This is a genomic window from Streptomyces sp. NPDC091649 (assembly GCF_044756785.1).
Classification (GTDB): domain Bacteria; phylum Actinomycetota; class Actinomycetes; order Streptomycetales; family Streptomycetaceae; genus Streptomyces.
Genome location: NZ_JBIVTR010000002.1, coordinates 142,666 through 159,386, shown reverse-complemented (window position 1 = coordinate 159,386; position 16,721 = coordinate 142,666). Strand labels below are relative to the sequence as shown.

The window sequence follows — 16,721 nt, the reverse complement described above, 5'->3', positions numbered from 1 at the left end:
TCCTCATGGGGAACAAGGGGAACTCAATGTCGTTCATCGGCCGTGACATGGCTATCGACCTCGGGACTGCCAACACGCTGGTGTACGTCAGGGGGCGCGGCATCGTCCTGAACGAGCCGTCCGTCGTGGCCATCAACACCAACACCGGCGGAATTCTGGCGGTCGGCTCCGAGGCCAAGAAGATGATCGGGCGCACACCGGGCAACATCGTTGCCGTGCGGCCGTTGAAGGACGGCGTGATCGCCGACTTCGAGATCACCGAGCGAATGCTCCGCTACTTCATCCTCAAGATCCACAAGCGTCGCTACCTGGCCCGCCCCCGGGTCGTCGTCTGCGTGCCCTCCGGCATCACCGGGGTCGAGCGCCGCGCCGTCATCGAGGCGTCCACGCAGGCCGGCGCGCGCCAGGTGCACATCATCGAGGAACCCATGGCCGCCGCCATCGGCTCCGGCCTGCCGGTCCACGAGGCCACCGGGAACATGGTCGTCGACATCGGCGGCGGCACCACCGAGGTCGCCGTGATCTCGCTCGGCGGGATCGTCACCGCCCAGTCGATCCGCACCGCCGGGGACGAACTGGACAACGCGATCATCCAGCACATCAAGAAGGAGTACTCGCTCCTCCTCGGTGAGCGGACCGCCGAACAGATCAAGATCACCATCGGTTCGGCGTTCGAACTGGAGAAGGACGAGCACACCGAGATTCGCGGTCGTGACCTGGTCTCCGGGCTGCCCAAGACGGTCGTCATCTCGGCCACCGAGGTCCGCAAGGCCATCGAGGAGCCGGTCAACGCGATCGTCGACGCCGTGAAGACGACACTCGACAAGTGCCCGCCCGAGCTGTCCGGCGACGTCATGGACCGCGGCATCGTCCTCACCGGCGGCGGCGCGCTGCTGCGCGGTCTGGACGAGCGGCTGCGCCACGAGACGGGCATGCCGATCCACATCGCCGAGGACCCCCTGGACTCGGTGGCGCTCGGCTCCGGCAAGTGCGTCGAGGAATTCGAGGCGCTCCAGCAGGTGCTGGACGCCCAGCCCCGCCGCTAGAGGGGTGTCCCTCGGGACACCACCCGATCCGGCGAGCGGACGCTGACGCTCCGCCCGCCGGATCGTTGATATAGATCGTTGCTGTACGCGTACCGACGCCGGGACACACCGACGCGGACGCCCGTACGCAGACGTACACACAGGCACGAACATTCCGACGAGGAAGGCACGGCCGCCGCACGTGAGGGACACACGAGAGAGCCGGCTGCTCCTGGTGCTGCTGATCGCCATCGCATTCGCCCTGATCACGGTCGATATCCGAGGCGGCGAGGAGTCACCGGTCGACGGCGCCAGGCAGGCCGCGGCCACCGTCTTCGGACCGGTCGAGAACGGCGTGGCGGCAGCGGTCGACCCGGTGGGCAACGCCATAGGCGCCGTCCGGGACTCCGGCAACCGGCACGACCGGATCTCCACCCTGGAGCAGGAGAACGCCGCGCTGAAGGCCAAGCTCGGCAGCGACGACCGCACCGACAGCCGGGTCCGTCAGCTCGACGCCATGCTGAAGAACGCGGGCGCCGGACAGTACGGCATCAAGGGCGCCGAAGTCATCGCCATAGGAGCGGCCCAGGGCTTCTCCTGGACGGTCACCATCGACGCCGGCTCGAACGACGGCATCCGCCGCGACATGACCGTCCTCAACGGGGAGGGGCTGGTCGGCCGGGTCACCACCGTCGGCCCGAGCACCGCGACGGTCCTGCTCGCCAACGACCCCGACTTCACCGTCGGCACCCGGATGGAGAAGACCGACGAACTCGGCTTCGCCACCGGCCAGGGCTCGCGCCCGCTGTCGGTGCAGTTCCTCAACGGCAAGGCCGAGGTGAAGGCCGGCGACCGGCTGGTCACCTTCGGCTCCAGCAAGAACAAGCCCTTCGTGCCCGGCGTCCCGGTCGGCGAGGTCGTCCGCGTCGACCCCTCCGGCGGCGCACTGACCCGGACGGTCTACGTGAAGCCGTACGTCGGGTTCACCAAGCTCGACATCGTCGGCGTCGTCGTCCAGGCCCCCCGGGAGGACCCGCGCGACACGGTCCTGCCGAAGCGGCCCGCGAAGACGAAGCCGAAGCCGACCCCCACGGTCACCGTCACGGTCCAGCCCAACGGGGACCTGGTGGACGGCTCCGGCAAGGTCGTCGGCAACGTCAACGAGAATCCCGACGGCGACGCCGCCGGTGACGCGGCAGGCAACCAGCAGGGCAACGCCCGGCAACCCGACAACGCGGCCAACGACCAGGAGTAGAGCTGATCCCCATGCGCATCAACCGGACTCTGCTCTCCACCGCCCTGGTCGTCATCGCGCTCGTCGTCCAGGTCTCCGTCCTCGCCCGCCTCCAGCTCCCCGGGGCCGTCCCCGACCTGCTGCTCCTCACCGTCCTCGGACTCGCCTTCGTGTACGGGCCCGTCAGCGGCTCCCTCATCGGCTTCGGCGCGGGTCTCCTCGCGGACCTCGCCCCGCCCGCCGACCACGCCGCCGGGCGCTACGCCCTGGTGCTCTGCGTCATCGGCTACCTCGCGGGCCTGGCCCGGCCGGAGAACGGGCAGTTGAAGTCGGCCTTCGCCCCGATGGCCGTGGTCGTCGCCGCCGCGATCGGCTCGACCCTGCTGTACGCGGGCGTCGGCGCGCTCGTCGGCGACACCGCCGCCCGCCACGTGGGCCTGGGCGGCCTGCTGTTCACGGCCGCGATCTACGACCTGCTGCTGGCGCCCTTCACGGTCCCGCTCATCATGGCGCTCGCCAGACGCACCGAGAACGACCCGATCACCGAGGCATCGGCCGGCGGCAACGACGTCGCCGCCGGCTGGCTCGCCTCGGGCACCGGCCTGCGGATCGGCAACCAGCGCGGCGGCCTGCGCGTCAAGGCCGCCCGCAGCCGTGCCGCCCGCGCGGGCAGGATCAAGGGGGTCAAGCGACTGTGAAGCCGTACGCGAACGAGGAGGCCGGGGGCGCTCCGTGAGCAACATTCCCGAGACGGGGCGGACCCAGCGGGTCCAGATCCGGCTCATCGTCATCCAGGTCCTCGTCTTCTCCCTGCTGCTCACCCTCGGCGGGCGGCTGTGGTATCTCCAGATCCGCAACGGTGACGAGTACACCGCCGAAGCCGCGGGCAACGGCGTGCAGCAGGTCGTCCAGCCCGCCGTGCGCGGCTCGATCCTCGACGCCCGGGGCGTGCCGCTCGCCGACAACGAGACCCGCCTCGTCGTCTCCGCCAGCCGCACCGAACTGCTGAAGATGAAGGACGACGGCGTCGGCGTCCTCACCCGCCTCGCGGACGTCCTGGACATGAAGGCCGAGGACGTCCGCGACAAGGTCCGCCTCTGCGACTCCAAGACCCCCCAGCCCTGCTGGAACGGCTCGCCCTACCAGCCGATCCCGGTCACCGACGAGGCCACCACCCAGCAGGCCCTCCAGATCCGCGAGCGCGCCGAGGACTTCCCCGGCATCACCGCCGAACCCACCGCCGTACGCCGCTACGCCGCCCCCGGCAAGGCGAAGACCGCACAGGTCCTCGGCTACCTGTCGCCCGTCACCGACGAAGAGATCCAGAAGGCGCAGGACGGCCCGTCGCCCTACCTGCGCTCCGACCAGGTCGGCCGCTCGGGGCTCGAGCGCACCTACGACCGGGAACTGCGCGGCAAGGCGGGCGTCACCCGCTACGAGGTGGACAACCTCGGCCGTGTCATGGGCGAGGCGGAGAACGACCCGGCGGTGCCCGGCTCCAACCTCGTCACCAGCCTCGACGCCCGGGTCCAGGCGGTGGCCGAGTACGAGCTGGCCCAGGCGATGAAGACCGCCCGCCAGGAGACCGACAAGATCACCGGCCGCAAGTACGAGGCCGACTCCGGCGCCGTCGTCGTCATGGAGTCGAAGACGGGCCGCATCGTGTCGATGGCCTCCCAGCCCGACTACGACCCCAACGCCTGGGTCGGCGGCATCTCCGGCAAGGAGTACGCCAAGCTCACGAGCAAGAAGTCCAACTACCCGCTGCTCAACCGGGGCATCCAGGGCCAGGCGCCCGCGGGCTCCATCTTCAAGGTGGTGTCGGCGAGCGCCGCCGTGCGGGGCGGACACGCCTTCAACGACCTCTACCAGTGCAGCAGCTCCTACAGCCTCGGCAGCCAGACCTTCGCGAACTTCGAGTCCCAGGGCCACGGCCCCATCACCCTCGGCGACGCGCTCAAGTACTCCTGCAACACCGTCTTCTACCGCCTCGGCCACGAGGAGTGGCAGCGGGACGGCGGCATAAAGCCGAAGAAGGACGCCAAGGACTGGTTCTACCGCACCGCCCGTGACTTCGGGCTCGGCTCCGAGACCGGCATCGACCTGCCCAACGAGGTCAAGGGCCGCATCCCGGACCGCGAGTGGAAGCAGAACTTCTGGGAGGCGAACAAGGACGCCTGGTGCAAGGAGGGCAAGAAGGGCGGCACCTACGTCCAGCAGATCGCCTACGAGAGCTGCCTCGAAGGCAACCAGCTCAAGGCATACGACAGCATCAACTACGCGATCGGCCAGGGGGACGTGCTCGTCACCCCCATCCAGATGGCCACCGCCTACGCCGCCATCAGCAACGGCGGCACCCTCCACGCCCCCACCGTCGGCAAGGCCGTGATCAGCCCCGACGGCAAGAAGGTCCAGGAGATCAAGCCCGAGGTCAGCGGGAAGCTCCCGGTCAGCGCCCAGACCATCAAGGACCTCGACAAGGGCCTGCGCTCCGTGGTCGAGCCGGGCGGCACCGCCGCCTGGCGGTTCGGCGGCTGGCCGCAGGACAAGATCCCGATGCGCGCCAAGACCGGCACCGCCCAGGTGTACGGCAAGCAGACCACCTCCTGGTTCGCGACCTACACCGACGACTACACGATCGTCATGACGATCTCCCAGGGCGGCACCGGCTCCGGTGCCTCCGGGCCCGCCGTCCGCAAGATCTACGACGCGCTCTACGGCCTCGACGCCGAGGGCAACCAGGATGTGAAGAAGGCCCTGCTGCCCGAACCCCAGAAGGCGCTGCCCGAGATCCAGCCCGACGGCTCGATCCACGCCCCGAAGGTCAAGCCGTACGACCCCACCCCGGCCGAGCCGGAAGGACAGCCGGCGGAACAGGAACCGCCGCTGCCCCCGCAGCCCGCGGGCCAGCCGGGACTCACCGGATCGCCGGCCGCGACAGGGAGGCAACCCTGATGGCAGGTGGATTCTCCGTCTCCCGCTACGGCCCCGACCAGGGCCCCTGGGCCAGGCTGACCGCCCGGGACTCCCTCGCGCGGCGGCTGGACTGGCCGCTGCTCGGGGCCGCGCTCGCGCTCTCGTTCCTCGGCTCGCTGCTCGTGTGGTCCGCGACCCGCAACCGCGATCACCTCACCCAGGGCGACCCGTACTTCTTCCTCATGAGGCACGCCCTCAACACCGGCATCGGCCTCGTCCTGATGATCGGCACGATCTGGCTCGGCCACCGCACCCTGCGCGGGGCCGTCCCGGTCCTCTACGGCATCTCGGTGCTGCTGGTCCTCGCGGTCCTCACCCCGCTCGGCACCACGGTCAACGGCGCCCACGCGTGGATCAAGCTCCCGGCCGGCTTCTCGATCCAGCCGTCCGAGTTCACCAAGATCACCATCATCCTCGTGATGGCGATGCTGCTGGCGGCCCGCGTCGACGCGGGCGACCAGGCCCACCCCGACCACCGCACCGTCGCCAAGGCGCTGGCCCTCGCGGCCATCCCCATGGCCATCGTCATGCTGATGCCCGACCTGGGCTCGGTGATGGTCATGGCCGTCATCGTCCTCGGCATCCTGCTGGCCTCCGGCGCCTCCAACCGCTGGGTCCTCGGCCTCCTCGGCGCGGGCGCGGCCGGAGGCGTCTCCATCTGGCAGCTCGGCCTCCTCGACGACTACCAGATCGCCCGCTTCGCCGCCTTCGCCAACCCCGCGCTCGACCCGGCGGGCGTCGGCTACAACACCAACCAGGCCCGCATCGCGATCGGCTCCGGCGGACTCACCGGCACCGGGCTCTTCGAAGGCACCCAGACCACCGGTCAGTTCGTGCCCGAGCAGCAGACCGACTTCGTCTTCACCGTCGCCGGCGAGGAACTGGGCTTTCTCGGAGCGGGACTGATCATCCTGCTCCTGGGCGTCGTCCTGTGGCGCGCCTGCCGCATCGCCCGCGAGACCACCGAGCTGTACGGCACGGTCGTCGCCGCCGGGATCATCGCCTGGTTCGCCTTCCAGTCCTTCGAGAACATCGGCATGACGCTCGGGATCATGCCGGTCGCCGGACTGCCCCTGCCGTTCGTCTCCTACGGGGGGTCCTCGATGTTCGCCGTCTGGGTGGCGATCGGACTGCTGCAGTCGATCAGGGTGCAACGGCCGATGTCCGCCTGAATCCCGCGCATGCGGGTAGGTGTCCGAACATGGCGGACACCAAGCGCGAGATCGAGCGGAAGTACGAAGCCACCGACGACACCCGGCTGCCCGACCTGACCCGGGCGGCCGGGGTCGACCGGATGGTCCACCTCGGCCTGACCGAGTTGGACGCCGTCTATTACGACACCGCCGACCTGCGCCTCGCCGCCGACGCCCTCACCCTGCGCCGCAGGACCGGCGGGGCGGACGAGGGCTGGCACCTGAAGTTCCCCGTCGCCACCGGCATCCGGGACGAGATCCGCGAGCCGCTCACGGACACGCTCCCGCCCCCGATGGCCGCCCTGCTGCGCTCCCGGGTCCGCCACGCGGAGGTCATCCCCGTCGTCCGGCTGCTCTCCGCCCGCGACGTCCACCACCTGACCGCCGCCGACGGCGCCCTCCTGGCCGAGATCAGCGTCGACCGGGTGCTCGCCGAGCGACTCGCGGGGGAGGGGGCCGGCACCGCGGCCGCCTGGACCGAGATCGAGGTCGAGCTGGCCGACGACGGCGACCCCGCGATCCTGGACGCCGTCGAGAAGCGGCTGCGCAAGGCCGGGGTGCACCCCGCGAAATCCGCCTCCAAGCTCGCCCACGCCCTCGCCGAGACCGCCCCCGCACAGCCGGAGGAGCGGCCGGAGGAGCCGCCGGGGAAGAAGGACGGGCCGAGGACCGCCGGCGACCACGTCCTGGCCTACGTACGCCGGCAGATCCGTGCGATCGTCGACCTCGACCCCGCCGTCCGCCGCGACCTCCCCGACTCCGTGCACAAGATGCGCGTCGCCACCCGCCGGCTGCGCAGCACCTTCAAGACCCACCGCAAGCTCCTCGACCGCGAGGTCACCGACCCCCTCGGCGCGGAGCTCAAGTGGCTCGCCGCCGAACTGGGCCTCGACCGCGACCAGGAGGTCCTGGAGCAGCGCCTCGGCGCCCGTGTCGAGGCCCTGCCCGCCCCCCTGGCCCTCGGCCCGGTGCGCGGCCGGCTCCGCGCCTGGTCGGCCGCCCACCGCACCGGATCGCGCCGCAGGATCATCGGCGTACTGGACGGTGAGCGGTATCTGGACCTCCTGGACGCCCTCGACGCGCTGAGCGCCGACCCGTCCCTGCGCCCCGCCGCCGCCCACGCGCCCGAGAAGGCCCTGTCCCGCGCCGTGCTCAAGGACTACGGCCGCCTCGCCGCCCGCGTCGAGCACGCCCTCGAACAGCCGCCCGGGCCCGAGCGCGACACGGCGCTCCACGAGGCCCGCAAGGCCGCCAAGCGCGCCCGGTACGCGGGCGAGGCGGCCCGGCCCGCGCTCGGCAAGCCCGCCAAACGCTTCGTCAAACGCGTGAAGGCCGTGCAGAGCCTCCTCGGCGACCACCAGGACAGCGTTGTGGCCCGCGAGGCCCTGCGCACCCTCGCGATCCAGTCGCACGCGGCGGGGGAGACCGCGTTCACCTGGGGACTTCTGTACGGGCGGGAAGAGGCCGCCGCCGAGGCCGGGGAGCGCGAACTGCCCGAGGTCTGGGCCCGCGCGTCCGCCCCGGGACTGCGCGCGGATCTGAACCACTGAGCGCCGGGGTACGCTGGATGGTCACCCCTGCCGGCTACGAAGGTTCGCGAGATGTCTGCCGCATCGGTCTTCCCACAGCTCGAAGCTCTGCTCCCGCATGTGCAGAAGCCCATCCAGTACGTCGGCGGTGAGTTGAACTCCACCGTCAAGGAGTGGGACAGCTGCGACGTCCGCTGGACCCTCATGTACCCCGACGCCTACGAGGTCGGACTCCCCAACCAGGGCGTCATGATCCTCTACGAGGTGCTCAACGAGCGCGAAGGCGTCCTCGCCGAGCGCACCTACAGCGTCTGGCCCGACCTCGAAGCGCTGATGCGCGAGCACGACGTGCCGCAGTTCACCGTGGACAGCCACCGGCCCGTCGGCGCGTTCGACGTCTTCGGGCTGAGCTTCTCCACGGAGCTCGGCTACACCAACATGCTCACCGCCCTGGACCTCGCCGGCATCCCGCTGGAGTCCAAGGACCGTGACGTGGACCACCCGATCGTCCTCGCGGGCGGCCACGCCGCGTTCAACCCCGAGCCGATCGCGGACTTCATCGACTGCGCCGTCGTCGGCGACGGCGAGCAGGCCGTCCTGGAGATCACCGAGATCATCCGCGCCTGGAAGGCCGAGGGCCGCCCCGGCGGCCGCGACGAGGTGCTCTTCAGGCTGTCGAAGACCGGCGGGGTCTACGTCCCGCGCTTCTACGACGTCGAGTACCTCCCCGACGGCCGTATCGGCCGTGTCGTGCCCAACCGTTCCGGCGTGCCGTGGCGGGTCTCCAAGCACACGGTGATGGACCTCGACGAGTGGCCCTACCCCAAGCAGCCGCTCGTCCCGCTCGCGGAGACCGTGCACGAGCGGATGTCGGTGGAGATCTTCCGCGGCTGCACCCGCGGCTGCCGTTTCTGCCAGGCCGGCATGATCACGCGCCCCGTGCGGGAGCGAAGCATCACCGGCATCGGCGAGATGGTCGAGAAGGGCCTCAAGGCCACCGGCTTCGAGGAGGTCGGCCTGCTCTCGCTGTCCTCCGCCGACCACAGCGAGATCGGCGACATCGCCAAGGGTCTCGCCGACCGCTACACCGACGACAAGGTCGGCCTCTCCCTCCCCTCGACCCGCGTCGACGCGTTCAACGTCGACCTGGCCAACGAGCTGACCCGCAACGGCCGCCGTTCCGGCCTCACCTTCGCCCCCGAGGGCGGCTCCGAGCGCATGCGCAAGGTCATCAACAAGATGGTCTCGGAGGAGGACCTGATCCGCACGGTCGCCACCGCGTACGGCAACGGCTGGCGTCAGGTGAAGCTGTACTTCATGTGCGGCCTGCCCACCGAGACCGACGAGGACGTCCTCCAGATCGGCGACATGGCGGTCAACGTGATCGCCAAGGGCCGCGAGGTCTCCGGCCAGAACGACATCCGCTGCACCGTCTCCATCGGCGGCTTCGTCCCCAAGCCGCACACCCCCTTCCAGTGGGCCCCGCAGCTCAGCGCCGAGGACACCGACTCCCGGCTGAAGAAGCTCCGGGACAAGATCCGCGGCGACAAGAAGTACGGCCGCTCCATCGGCTTCCGCTACCACGACGGCAAGCCCGGCATCGTCGAGGGCCTCCTCTCGCGCGGCGACCGCCGCGTGGGATCGGTGATCCGCGCGGTGTACGAGTCCGGCGGCCGCTTCGACGGCTGGCGCGAGCACTTCAGCTACGACCTCTGGATGAACAGCGCCGAGAAGACGCTGCCCGCCTTCGGCGTCGACGTCGACTGGTACACCACCCGCGAGCGCACCTACGAGGAGGTCCTGCCCTGGGACCACCTCGACTCCGGCCTGGACAAGGACTGGCTCTGGGAGGACTGGCAGGACGCGCTCGACGAGACCGAGGTCGAGGACTGCCGCTGGACCCCCTGCTTCGACTGCGGCGTCTGCCCCCAGCTCGACCTGGACATCCAGATCGGCCCGACCGGCAAGAAGCTCCTGCCGCTCAGCGTCGTGAACAAGTAGCCCGTTCCGTGTGACGACACGGTGGGTCGAGGCCCGGTCCGGCAACCCGGACCGGGCCTCGCGCGTCCTTGACGGCATGGACCACGGCAAGCACCAGGCCCCTCAGGAGTACGCGCCCGGCGAAGGCGTACCGGCCACGCTGATCAGAATCCCGGTGCGGATCGTGGTCGTGGTGCTCGTCCTGCCCGTCCGTATGGGCTGGGACGCGCTCACCGCGCTCGGGCACGCCGCCGACCGTGTCCTGCTGCGCCCGCTGGGCCGGTCCCTGGCGTGGCTTCTCGGCGCTCTCGTACTGACCCCGCTGGCCTGGCTGTACACCTGGGTCCTCACCCCGCTGGGCCGGGCAGCCTCCTGGCTGGCCCTCGCCCTCCTCGTCCGGCCCTGGACCGGCCTGTGGCGGTACGTGCCGTCCCCGTCGCCCGCTACGGGATCGCCGCGCCGGCGGTATGGCTGTACCGGGCCGTCCTCACGCCGCTGGGCCACGGCCTGCGATGGCTCGGCACCGCCCTGCTGGCCCCGGCGGCGCGAGGTCTGGGAACCGGCCTGGCCTGGGCGCTCACCACCCTGCTCGTCCTGCCGTCGGCGGCCCTGTGGCGCTACGTGATCGTTCCGGTGGTGCGCTACGGGGTGACCGTCCCGGTGGTGTGGCTGTACGCGTCCGTCCTCGCCCCGCTCGGCCGGGGCGCGGGCCGGGCCCTCGGCCGGCTGGTCACGACGCTGCTCGTCACCCCCGCATCCTGGGTCCACCGCCGGATCCTCACCCCGGTCGGCCGCGAGATCGCCGCGGCGTTCGAGGTCGCCTGGCGGGTCGCCGGGTACGTCTCCCGCGCGATCGGCCGGCTACTCGCCCGCATCGCCCGGCATCTGATCGGCGCACCGGCCTCCTGGGTCTACCGCACCGTGTGCACCCCCGTCGGCCACGTCGTGCGCGACGCCGTCTGGGCCCCGGCCCGGCGCGCCGCCGCCGAGGCGGGCCGGGCGGCCCGAGAGGCCCTCGCCGCCGCCCGGGAAACCGCGCGCCGGGCCCGCCGCGACGCCTGGCGGGCGCTGACCGGCTCCACGGACGGCGCACGGTCCCGGGAACCGGTGGGAGTCCCTGCGCGTACTCTGGGTAGTACAACGACTGTCCCCAGCGCGGCGCAGGCGTCCGAGACCTCTCCGACAGGCGGTAGATTCGCCGAGCGGGGGTGAGCCGGACCGGCACCCGGGGGACGACCCGAATTTCGTGGGCGGCGCGCCACCGCGCCCGCCCCGCACCGAGGAGAAGAACCACTGGGCAAGCGACAGCCCGAAGGCCCGCCGCCCGCACCGGCAGTGCAGCGCATCCGCCTGCGCTACACCAAGCGCGGCCGCCTCCGGTTCACCAGCCACCGAGACTTCCAGCGGGCCTTCGAGCGGGCACTGCGCCGCTCCGAGGTGCCGATGGCGTATTCGGCGGGCTTCACCCCCCACCCCAAGGTCTCCTACGCCAACGCCGCACCCACCGGCACGGGCAGTGAGGCCGAGTTCCTGGAGATCGCCCTCACCGAGGCGCGGGACCCCGAGGTCCTGCGCGGACTGCTCGACGCGTCGATGCCGGACGGCCTCGACATCATCGACGCGGTGGAGGCCCGCACCACGGGCCTCGCCGAGCGGCTCACCGCCTCCGTCTGGGAGATGCGCCTGGACGGCGTCGACCCCGAGTTCGCCCGTGCGGCCGTGGCCGCGTTCAACGCCGCCGGGACCGTAGAGGTCCAGCGCAAGGCGAAGAACGGCATCCGGACCTTCGACGCCCGGGGCGCCGTCGCGGACCTGCGGGTCGTGGACGGTCCGGCCGATAGGCCCGATGAGCGGCCCTGTGCGATACTGCGCCTGGTTGTGCGGCACGTGACACCTGCCGTGCGACCCGACGACGTCCTGTCCGGTCTCCGAGCAGTGGCCGACGTGGCGGACGGGGCTTCCCCTGTTCGAGCGCAGCCGAGAGCTTGGGGAACTGTCCCCGCTGCGGTGACGAGGCTGGCGCAGGGACTCTTCGACGAGGAGTCCGGCACGGTGACCGACCCGCTCGCGCCCGACCGCGAGGCCGCCCCGACCGCACATCCCGCGGTCGCCGGGGCAGCCGTCGCGACGGCGCCGGAAGGTGCAGGTTCCGCGTAAGACGGTCGTTGTAGCGCGGCCCTCCGACTCGGGAGCCACCCAGGTCGGGCCGCGCACTGACCCACAAGACTTTCGCCAGGCCGTACGCACACCGCATACGGAACCGGCGAGCCAGACATCAGTTCCCGTGCGGCGCCCGCGCCCCGGACGGCGGTATCGCACCACTGCGGACCGTGCCGGACCGGAATCAGACGCGGCGCCCGGGAGCACGACGGGAGAACCGCCCGCATGCCTCAGCCGAACGAACCCGGTACGACCGGAAACAACGAAGAGAACGCCCCCGGGGACAAGCTGCCGCCGCGCCGCAGGCGCCGCGCCGCCTCCCGCCCGGCGGGCCCGCCCGGCGGGGCCGCGGCCCCCGTCGAGGACGTCACGCCGGCCATACCGGCCGACGTGTCCGCCGCCCCGGCCGCGGACGACACACCCGGGAAAGCGGTCGCCGAGGCCGCCCCGCCCGCCCGTACGCGCCGCCGCGCCGTGCGTAAGGCCACCGCACCCGCCGGCGCCCCGGAACCGGTGGAGACCACCGCTCCCGCCCCGGCCGCCGAGGCTCCCGAGCAGCCCGCCGCCGAGGAGGAGCCCGCCGCACCCGCGCCGCGCACCCGCCGCCGCGCGGTCCGCAAGGCGACGGCCCCGGCCGGTGCTCCGGAGGCCGCCGAGGCCCCCGCCCCCGTCGTCGAGGCCCCGGCAGCTCCCGTCGCCGAGGAAGTCGCCCCCGAGCCGGTCGACCCCGAGGAAGAGACCGAGGCCGCCGTGGAGGCCCCCGCGCCCCGCCGCCGTCGCGCCTCCCGGAAGGCCACCGCCCCCGCGGGCGCCCCCGGCGCCGCGGAGGCCGCCATCGTGGTCGAGCCCGCTGTCGCCCCCGAGCCGGCTGTCGTCCCCGAGCCGGCCGCCGCCGAGCCCGCCGCCGCCGAGCCGGAGCCCGCGGAGGCCCCTCGCCGACGTGCCCGCCGTCGTGCCTCCGCCCCGGCCGGTACGCCGCAGGCCACCGCGCCCGCCGCCGAGCCGGCGCCCGCCGCCGTGGCCCCCGCCGCCGCGCCGGAAGCCCCGGAGGAGGCCGCGGAAGAGGCCCCCGCCCCGCGTACCCGCCGCCGCGCGTCCCGTAAGGCGTCCGCGCCCGCCGGTACGCCGCAGTCGGCCGCGGCCGAGCCCGCCGAGACTCCCGCGGAGCCCGTCGAGGCCGGCGAGACCCTGCCCGCCGCCGTCGCCGAGGAACTCGCCGCCGAGGTCGAGGAGGTCGAGGAGGCCGCCCCGCGCGGACGCCAGCGCCGCCGGGCCACCGCCGCCGGCCGCCCCGAGTTCACCGCCAAGACCGACGAGCCGGCCCGCAAGGGCCGGCGCGCGGCGCGCCCCGCCGTCGCCGTCTTCCAGGCCCCGGTCTTCGCCGAGCCGATGTTCCAGACCCCCGAGACCGCGGCGGCCGCCGCTGCCGCGGTCGGCTCGACCTCCCCGTACGACGAGGTCGAGGAGGCCGAGGAGCAGCAGACCCCCGAGGCCGAGCAGAGCGCCGCGCCCGCCGAGGCCGCGCCGCAGGGCGGTTCGCGTCGCCGTCGCCGCCGCCGTGGGGAGGCTGCCGAGGCCGAGCAGCAGGCCGCCCGGCCCGCCGCCCCGGTGGAGGCCCCCGTCGAGGAGGCCGCCGAGGAGGCCCCCGAGGCCGAGGCGGACGAGCACGAGGGCGAGGACACCGACGAGTACGGCGACCGCCCCTCGCGCCGCCGCCGTCGCGGCGGCCGTCGCCGCCGTCGCGGCGAGGCCAACGACACGGACGACGAGCAGCACGCCGACGAGGCGCCCGCGCCGTCCCGCGCCGAGGAGCACCGCTCCGAGGACGAGCAGGACCGGGGCCGGGGCCAGGCCCCGGACGACGCGGACGACCACGACGAGGACGACGACTCCTCGGCCTCCGGGTCGAGCAGCAGCCGACGCCGTCGCCGTCGCCGCCGCCGCAGCGGTGACGCCGCCGCCGAGGCCGACCACGGCACCGCCGACGACCCGGAGCGCACGGTCGTCAAGGTCCGCGAGCCCCGCAAGAAGGAGGAGCGCGAGCCGGGCACCGGCTTCGACGAGGTCCAGTCCATCAAGGGCTCGACCCGTATGGAGGCCAAGAAGCAGCGCCGCCGCGAGGGCCGCGAGCAGGGCCGCCGCCGGGTCCCGATCATCACCGAGGCGGAGTTCCTCGCCCGCCGCGAGGCCGTCGAGCGCGTGATGGTCGTCCGCCAGAGCGGCGAGCGCACCCAGATCGGCGTTCTTGAGGACAACGTGCTCGTCGAGCACTACGTCAACAAGGAGCAGGCCACCAGCTACGTCGGCAACGTCTACCTGGGCAAGGTCCAGAACGTGCTGCCGTCCATGGAGGCCGCCTTCGTCGACATCGGCAAGGGCCGCAACGCCGTCCTGTACGCCGGCGAGGTCAACTTCGAGGCGCTCGGCATGGCCCACGGGCCGCGTCGCATCGAGACCGCGCTCAAGTCCGGCCAGTCGGTCCTGGTCCAGGTGACCAAGGACCCGATCGGTCACAAGGGCGCGCGGCTGACGAGCCAGGTCTCGCTGCCCGGCCGCTACCTCGTCTACGTGCCCGAGGGCTCGATGACCGGGATCAGCCGCAAGCTGCCCGACACCGAGCGCTCCCGCCTCAAGACGATCCTCAAGAAGATCGTCCCCGAGGACGCGGGCGTCATCGTGCGCACCGCCGCCGAGGGTGCGAGCGAGGACGAGCTGCGCCGTGACGTCGAGCGGCTCCAGGGGCAGTGGGAGGACATCCAGAGGAAGGCGAAGGGCACCAGCGGCTCGAACGCGCCGACGCTGCTCTACGGCGAGCCGGACATGACCGTCCGGGTCGTCCGCGACATCTTCAACGAGGACTTCTCCAAGGTCATCGTCAGCGGTGACGAGGCGTGGGAGACCATCCACGGCTACGTCTCCCACGTCGCGCCCGACCTCACGGAGCGGCTGTCGCGCTGGACCTCCGAGGTCGACGTCTTCGCGACGTACCGCATCGACGAGCAGCTGATGAAGGCGCTGGACCGCAAGGTCTACCTGCCCAGCGGCGGTTCGCTGGTGATCGACAAGACCGAGGCGATGATCGTCGTCGACGTCAACACCGGCAAGTTCACCGGCCAGGGCGGCAACCTGGAGGAGACCGTCACCAGGAACAACCTGGAGGCGGCCGAGGAGATCGTGCGCCAGCTGCGGCTGCGCGACCTCGGCGGCATCGTCGTCGTCGACTTCATCGACATGGTGCTGGAGTCCAACCGGGACCTGGTGCTGCGGCGGCTCCTGGAGTGCCTGGGCCGCGACCGCACCAAGCACCAGGTCGCCGAGGTCACCTCGCTGGGCCTGGTCCAGATGACCCGCAAGCGGGTGGGCCAGGGTCTGCTGGAGTCCTTCTCCGAGACCTGTGTCCACTGCAACGGGCGCGGCGTCATCGTCCACATGGAGCAGCCGACGTCCGTCGGCGGTGGCGGCGGCAAGAAGTCCAAGAAGCGCGGCCGCGGCGCGGGCCAGGACCACGAGCACGGCCAGGACCACGAGCACGGCCACGGTCACGAGGACGCGGCCGAGCCCGCCGAGACCGAGGCCGAGCTGGCCGCGGAGGTCGCCGCCCCGGTGGCCGTCGAGCCCGAGGCCGCTGCCGACGAGGAGTTCTACAGCAGCCCCGCCGAGGCGGAGGCGGCCGCCACGCGCGGCCGTGGCCGCCGTCGGGCCTCCCGCAAGGCGTCCGCCCCGGCCGGCGCCCCGAAGTCCGAGGCGCCCGCCCCGGCCGTCGAGGCCCCCGTCGCCGAGGTCCGGCCCGAGCCGGTCCCCGACACGCCCGCCGAGGCCCCGGTCGCCGAGGCCCCGGTCACAGAGGCCCCCGAGGCCGCCGAGGCTCCCGCCGAGGCCGCGCCCCAGGGACGCCCGCGCCGCCGGGCGACCCGCAAGGCGACCGCCCCGGCGGGTTCGCCGAAGCAGGCCGAGGCCGCGGAGCCGGTCCGGCCGGCCGAGCCCACGACGGACCCCGTCGCGGTCGAGGACCCGGTCGTCGAGGCGCCGGCCGAGCCCGCCCCCGTAACGGAGGCGCCGGCGGCCGAGGCGCCCCAGGAGGCCGCCCCGCCGCGTGCCCGTCGTCGGGTGACCCGCAAGGTCACCGCTCCGGCGGGTTCGCCCACGGGCGCCGAGGAGGCGGCGGTCGTCGTCGTCCAGCCGGCGGCCGAGACGAAGGCCCCGGAATCCGAGGCCGAGGCGACCGGTGAGCCGGAGGAGGCGCCGGCGGCGAAGAAGACGGCCCGCAAGACCGCCGCCAAGAAGGCCCCGGCGAAGAAGGCGGCGGCGAAGAAGACCGTCGCCAAGAAGACCGCCGCCAAGAAGACGACGGCGAAGACGGCCGCGAAGAAGACGACGAAGAAGACCGCCGCCGCCGAGCAGCAGTCGTCGCCCTCCGTAACGGCTTCCGCGTCCTCCGCGGAGGGCGAGTCGTCGGCGAACTGATGAATCCGTAACCGGTCGTTCATCTTCAGGTGTCCCGCTCCGAGCACATCGGAGCGGGACACCTGCTTTGTTTCTGAATTGATGCAGGAGCCGGTTAACGGGCCCGAAATGGGCAAAGAAATCCCTGATAATGTGACGGGGGTTGCCATGCGTGTGAGCG

9 protein-coding genes and 1 pseudogene are annotated in these 16,721 nt (G+C 72.4%); all 10 read left to right on the top strand.

All coding sequences use genetic code 11. The features are described 5' to 3' along the window. Positions 1 to 26 precede the first annotated feature (26 nt). On the top strand, positions 27 to 1,046 hold the full coding sequence (locus tag ACIQMU_RS05955) for a rod shape-determining protein (RefSeq protein WP_352241497.1): 1,020 nt from the start codon (positions 27 to 29) through the stop codon (positions 1,044 to 1,046). 181 nt (positions 1,047 to 1,227) lie between these two features. Next, positions 1,228 to 2,280, top strand: a complete 1,053-nt coding sequence (gene mreC, locus ACIQMU_RS05950; protein ID WP_352241496.1) for a rod shape-determining protein MreC — start codon at positions 1,228 to 1,230, stop codon at positions 2,278 to 2,280. 11 nt (positions 2,281 to 2,291) lie between these two features. Then, the gene (gene mreD / locus ACIQMU_RS05945; RefSeq protein WP_352241495.1) at positions 2,292 to 2,957 is read left to right on the top strand and encodes a rod shape-determining protein MreD; all 666 of its coding nucleotides are present in this window, start codon (positions 2,292 to 2,294) and stop codon (positions 2,955 to 2,957) included. A 34-nt stretch (positions 2,958 to 2,991) separates the two neighbouring features. Beyond that, positions 2,992 to 5,214 (top strand): penicillin-binding protein 2, encoded by a 2,223-nt coding sequence (gene mrdA / locus ACIQMU_RS05940; protein ID WP_352241494.1) that lies wholly within the window; start codon positions 2,992 to 2,994, stop codon positions 5,212 to 5,214. Then, complete coding sequence (rodA, locus tag ACIQMU_RS05935) at positions 5,214 to 6,407, top strand: rod shape-determining protein RodA (RefSeq protein ID WP_352241493.1); 1,194 nt, start codon at positions 5,214 to 5,216, stop codon at positions 6,405 to 6,407. The genes mrdA and rodA overlap by 1 nt, the downstream gene beginning before the upstream one ends. Before the next feature lie 29 nt (positions 6,408 to 6,436). Next, positions 6,437 to 7,978 (top strand): CHAD domain-containing protein, encoded by a 1,542-nt coding sequence (locus ACIQMU_RS05930; RefSeq protein WP_402688281.1) that lies wholly within the window; start codon positions 6,437 to 6,439, stop codon positions 7,976 to 7,978. Positions 7,979 to 8,029: 51 nt separating this feature from the next. Then, positions 8,030 to 9,958, top strand: coding sequence for a TIGR03960 family B12-binding radical SAM protein (locus ACIQMU_RS05925; protein ID WP_352241491.1), 1,929 nt, complete (start codon positions 8,030 to 8,032; stop codon positions 9,956 to 9,958). Positions 9,959 to 10,034: 76 nt separating this feature from the next. Beyond that, positions 10,035 to 11,149 (top strand): annotated as a pseudogene (locus tag ACIQMU_RS05920) (hypothetical protein). Positions 11,150 to 11,272: 123 nt separating this feature from the next. After that, complete coding sequence (locus ACIQMU_RS05915) at positions 11,273 to 12,094, top strand: TIGR03936 family radical SAM-associated protein (RefSeq protein ID WP_352241490.1); 822 nt, start codon at positions 11,273 to 11,275, stop codon at positions 12,092 to 12,094. A gap of 228 nt (positions 12,095 to 12,322) precedes the next feature. Next, positions 12,323 to 16,561 (top strand): Rne/Rng family ribonuclease, encoded by a 4,239-nt coding sequence (locus ACIQMU_RS05910; RefSeq protein ID WP_402688280.1) that lies wholly within the window; start codon positions 12,323 to 12,325, stop codon positions 16,559 to 16,561. Positions 16,562 to 16,721: the final 160 nt, after the last annotated feature.

Bases quoted from the DNA above. Each gene is read 5' to 3' on its own strand.
- rodA (WP_352241493.1), top strand. From the start codon at position 5,214: ATGGCAGGTGGATTCTCCGTCTCCCGCTACGGCCCCGACCAGGGCCCC.
- ACIQMU_RS05910 (WP_402688280.1), top strand. From the start codon at position 12,323: ATGCCTCAGCCGAACGAACCCGGTACGACCGGAAACAACGAAGAGAAC.
- ACIQMU_RS05930 (WP_402688281.1), top strand. From the start codon at position 6,437: ATGGCGGACACCAAGCGCGAGATCGAGCGGAAGTACGAAGCCACCGAC.
- mreD (WP_352241495.1), top strand. From the start codon at position 2,292: ATGCGCATCAACCGGACTCTGCTCTCCACCGCCCTGGTCGTCATCGCG.
- ACIQMU_RS05955 (WP_352241497.1), top strand. From the start codon at position 27: ATGTCGTTCATCGGCCGTGACATGGCTATCGACCTCGGGACTGCCAAC.
- ACIQMU_RS05925 (WP_352241491.1), top strand. From the start codon at position 8,030: ATGTCTGCCGCATCGGTCTTCCCACAGCTCGAAGCTCTGCTCCCGCAT.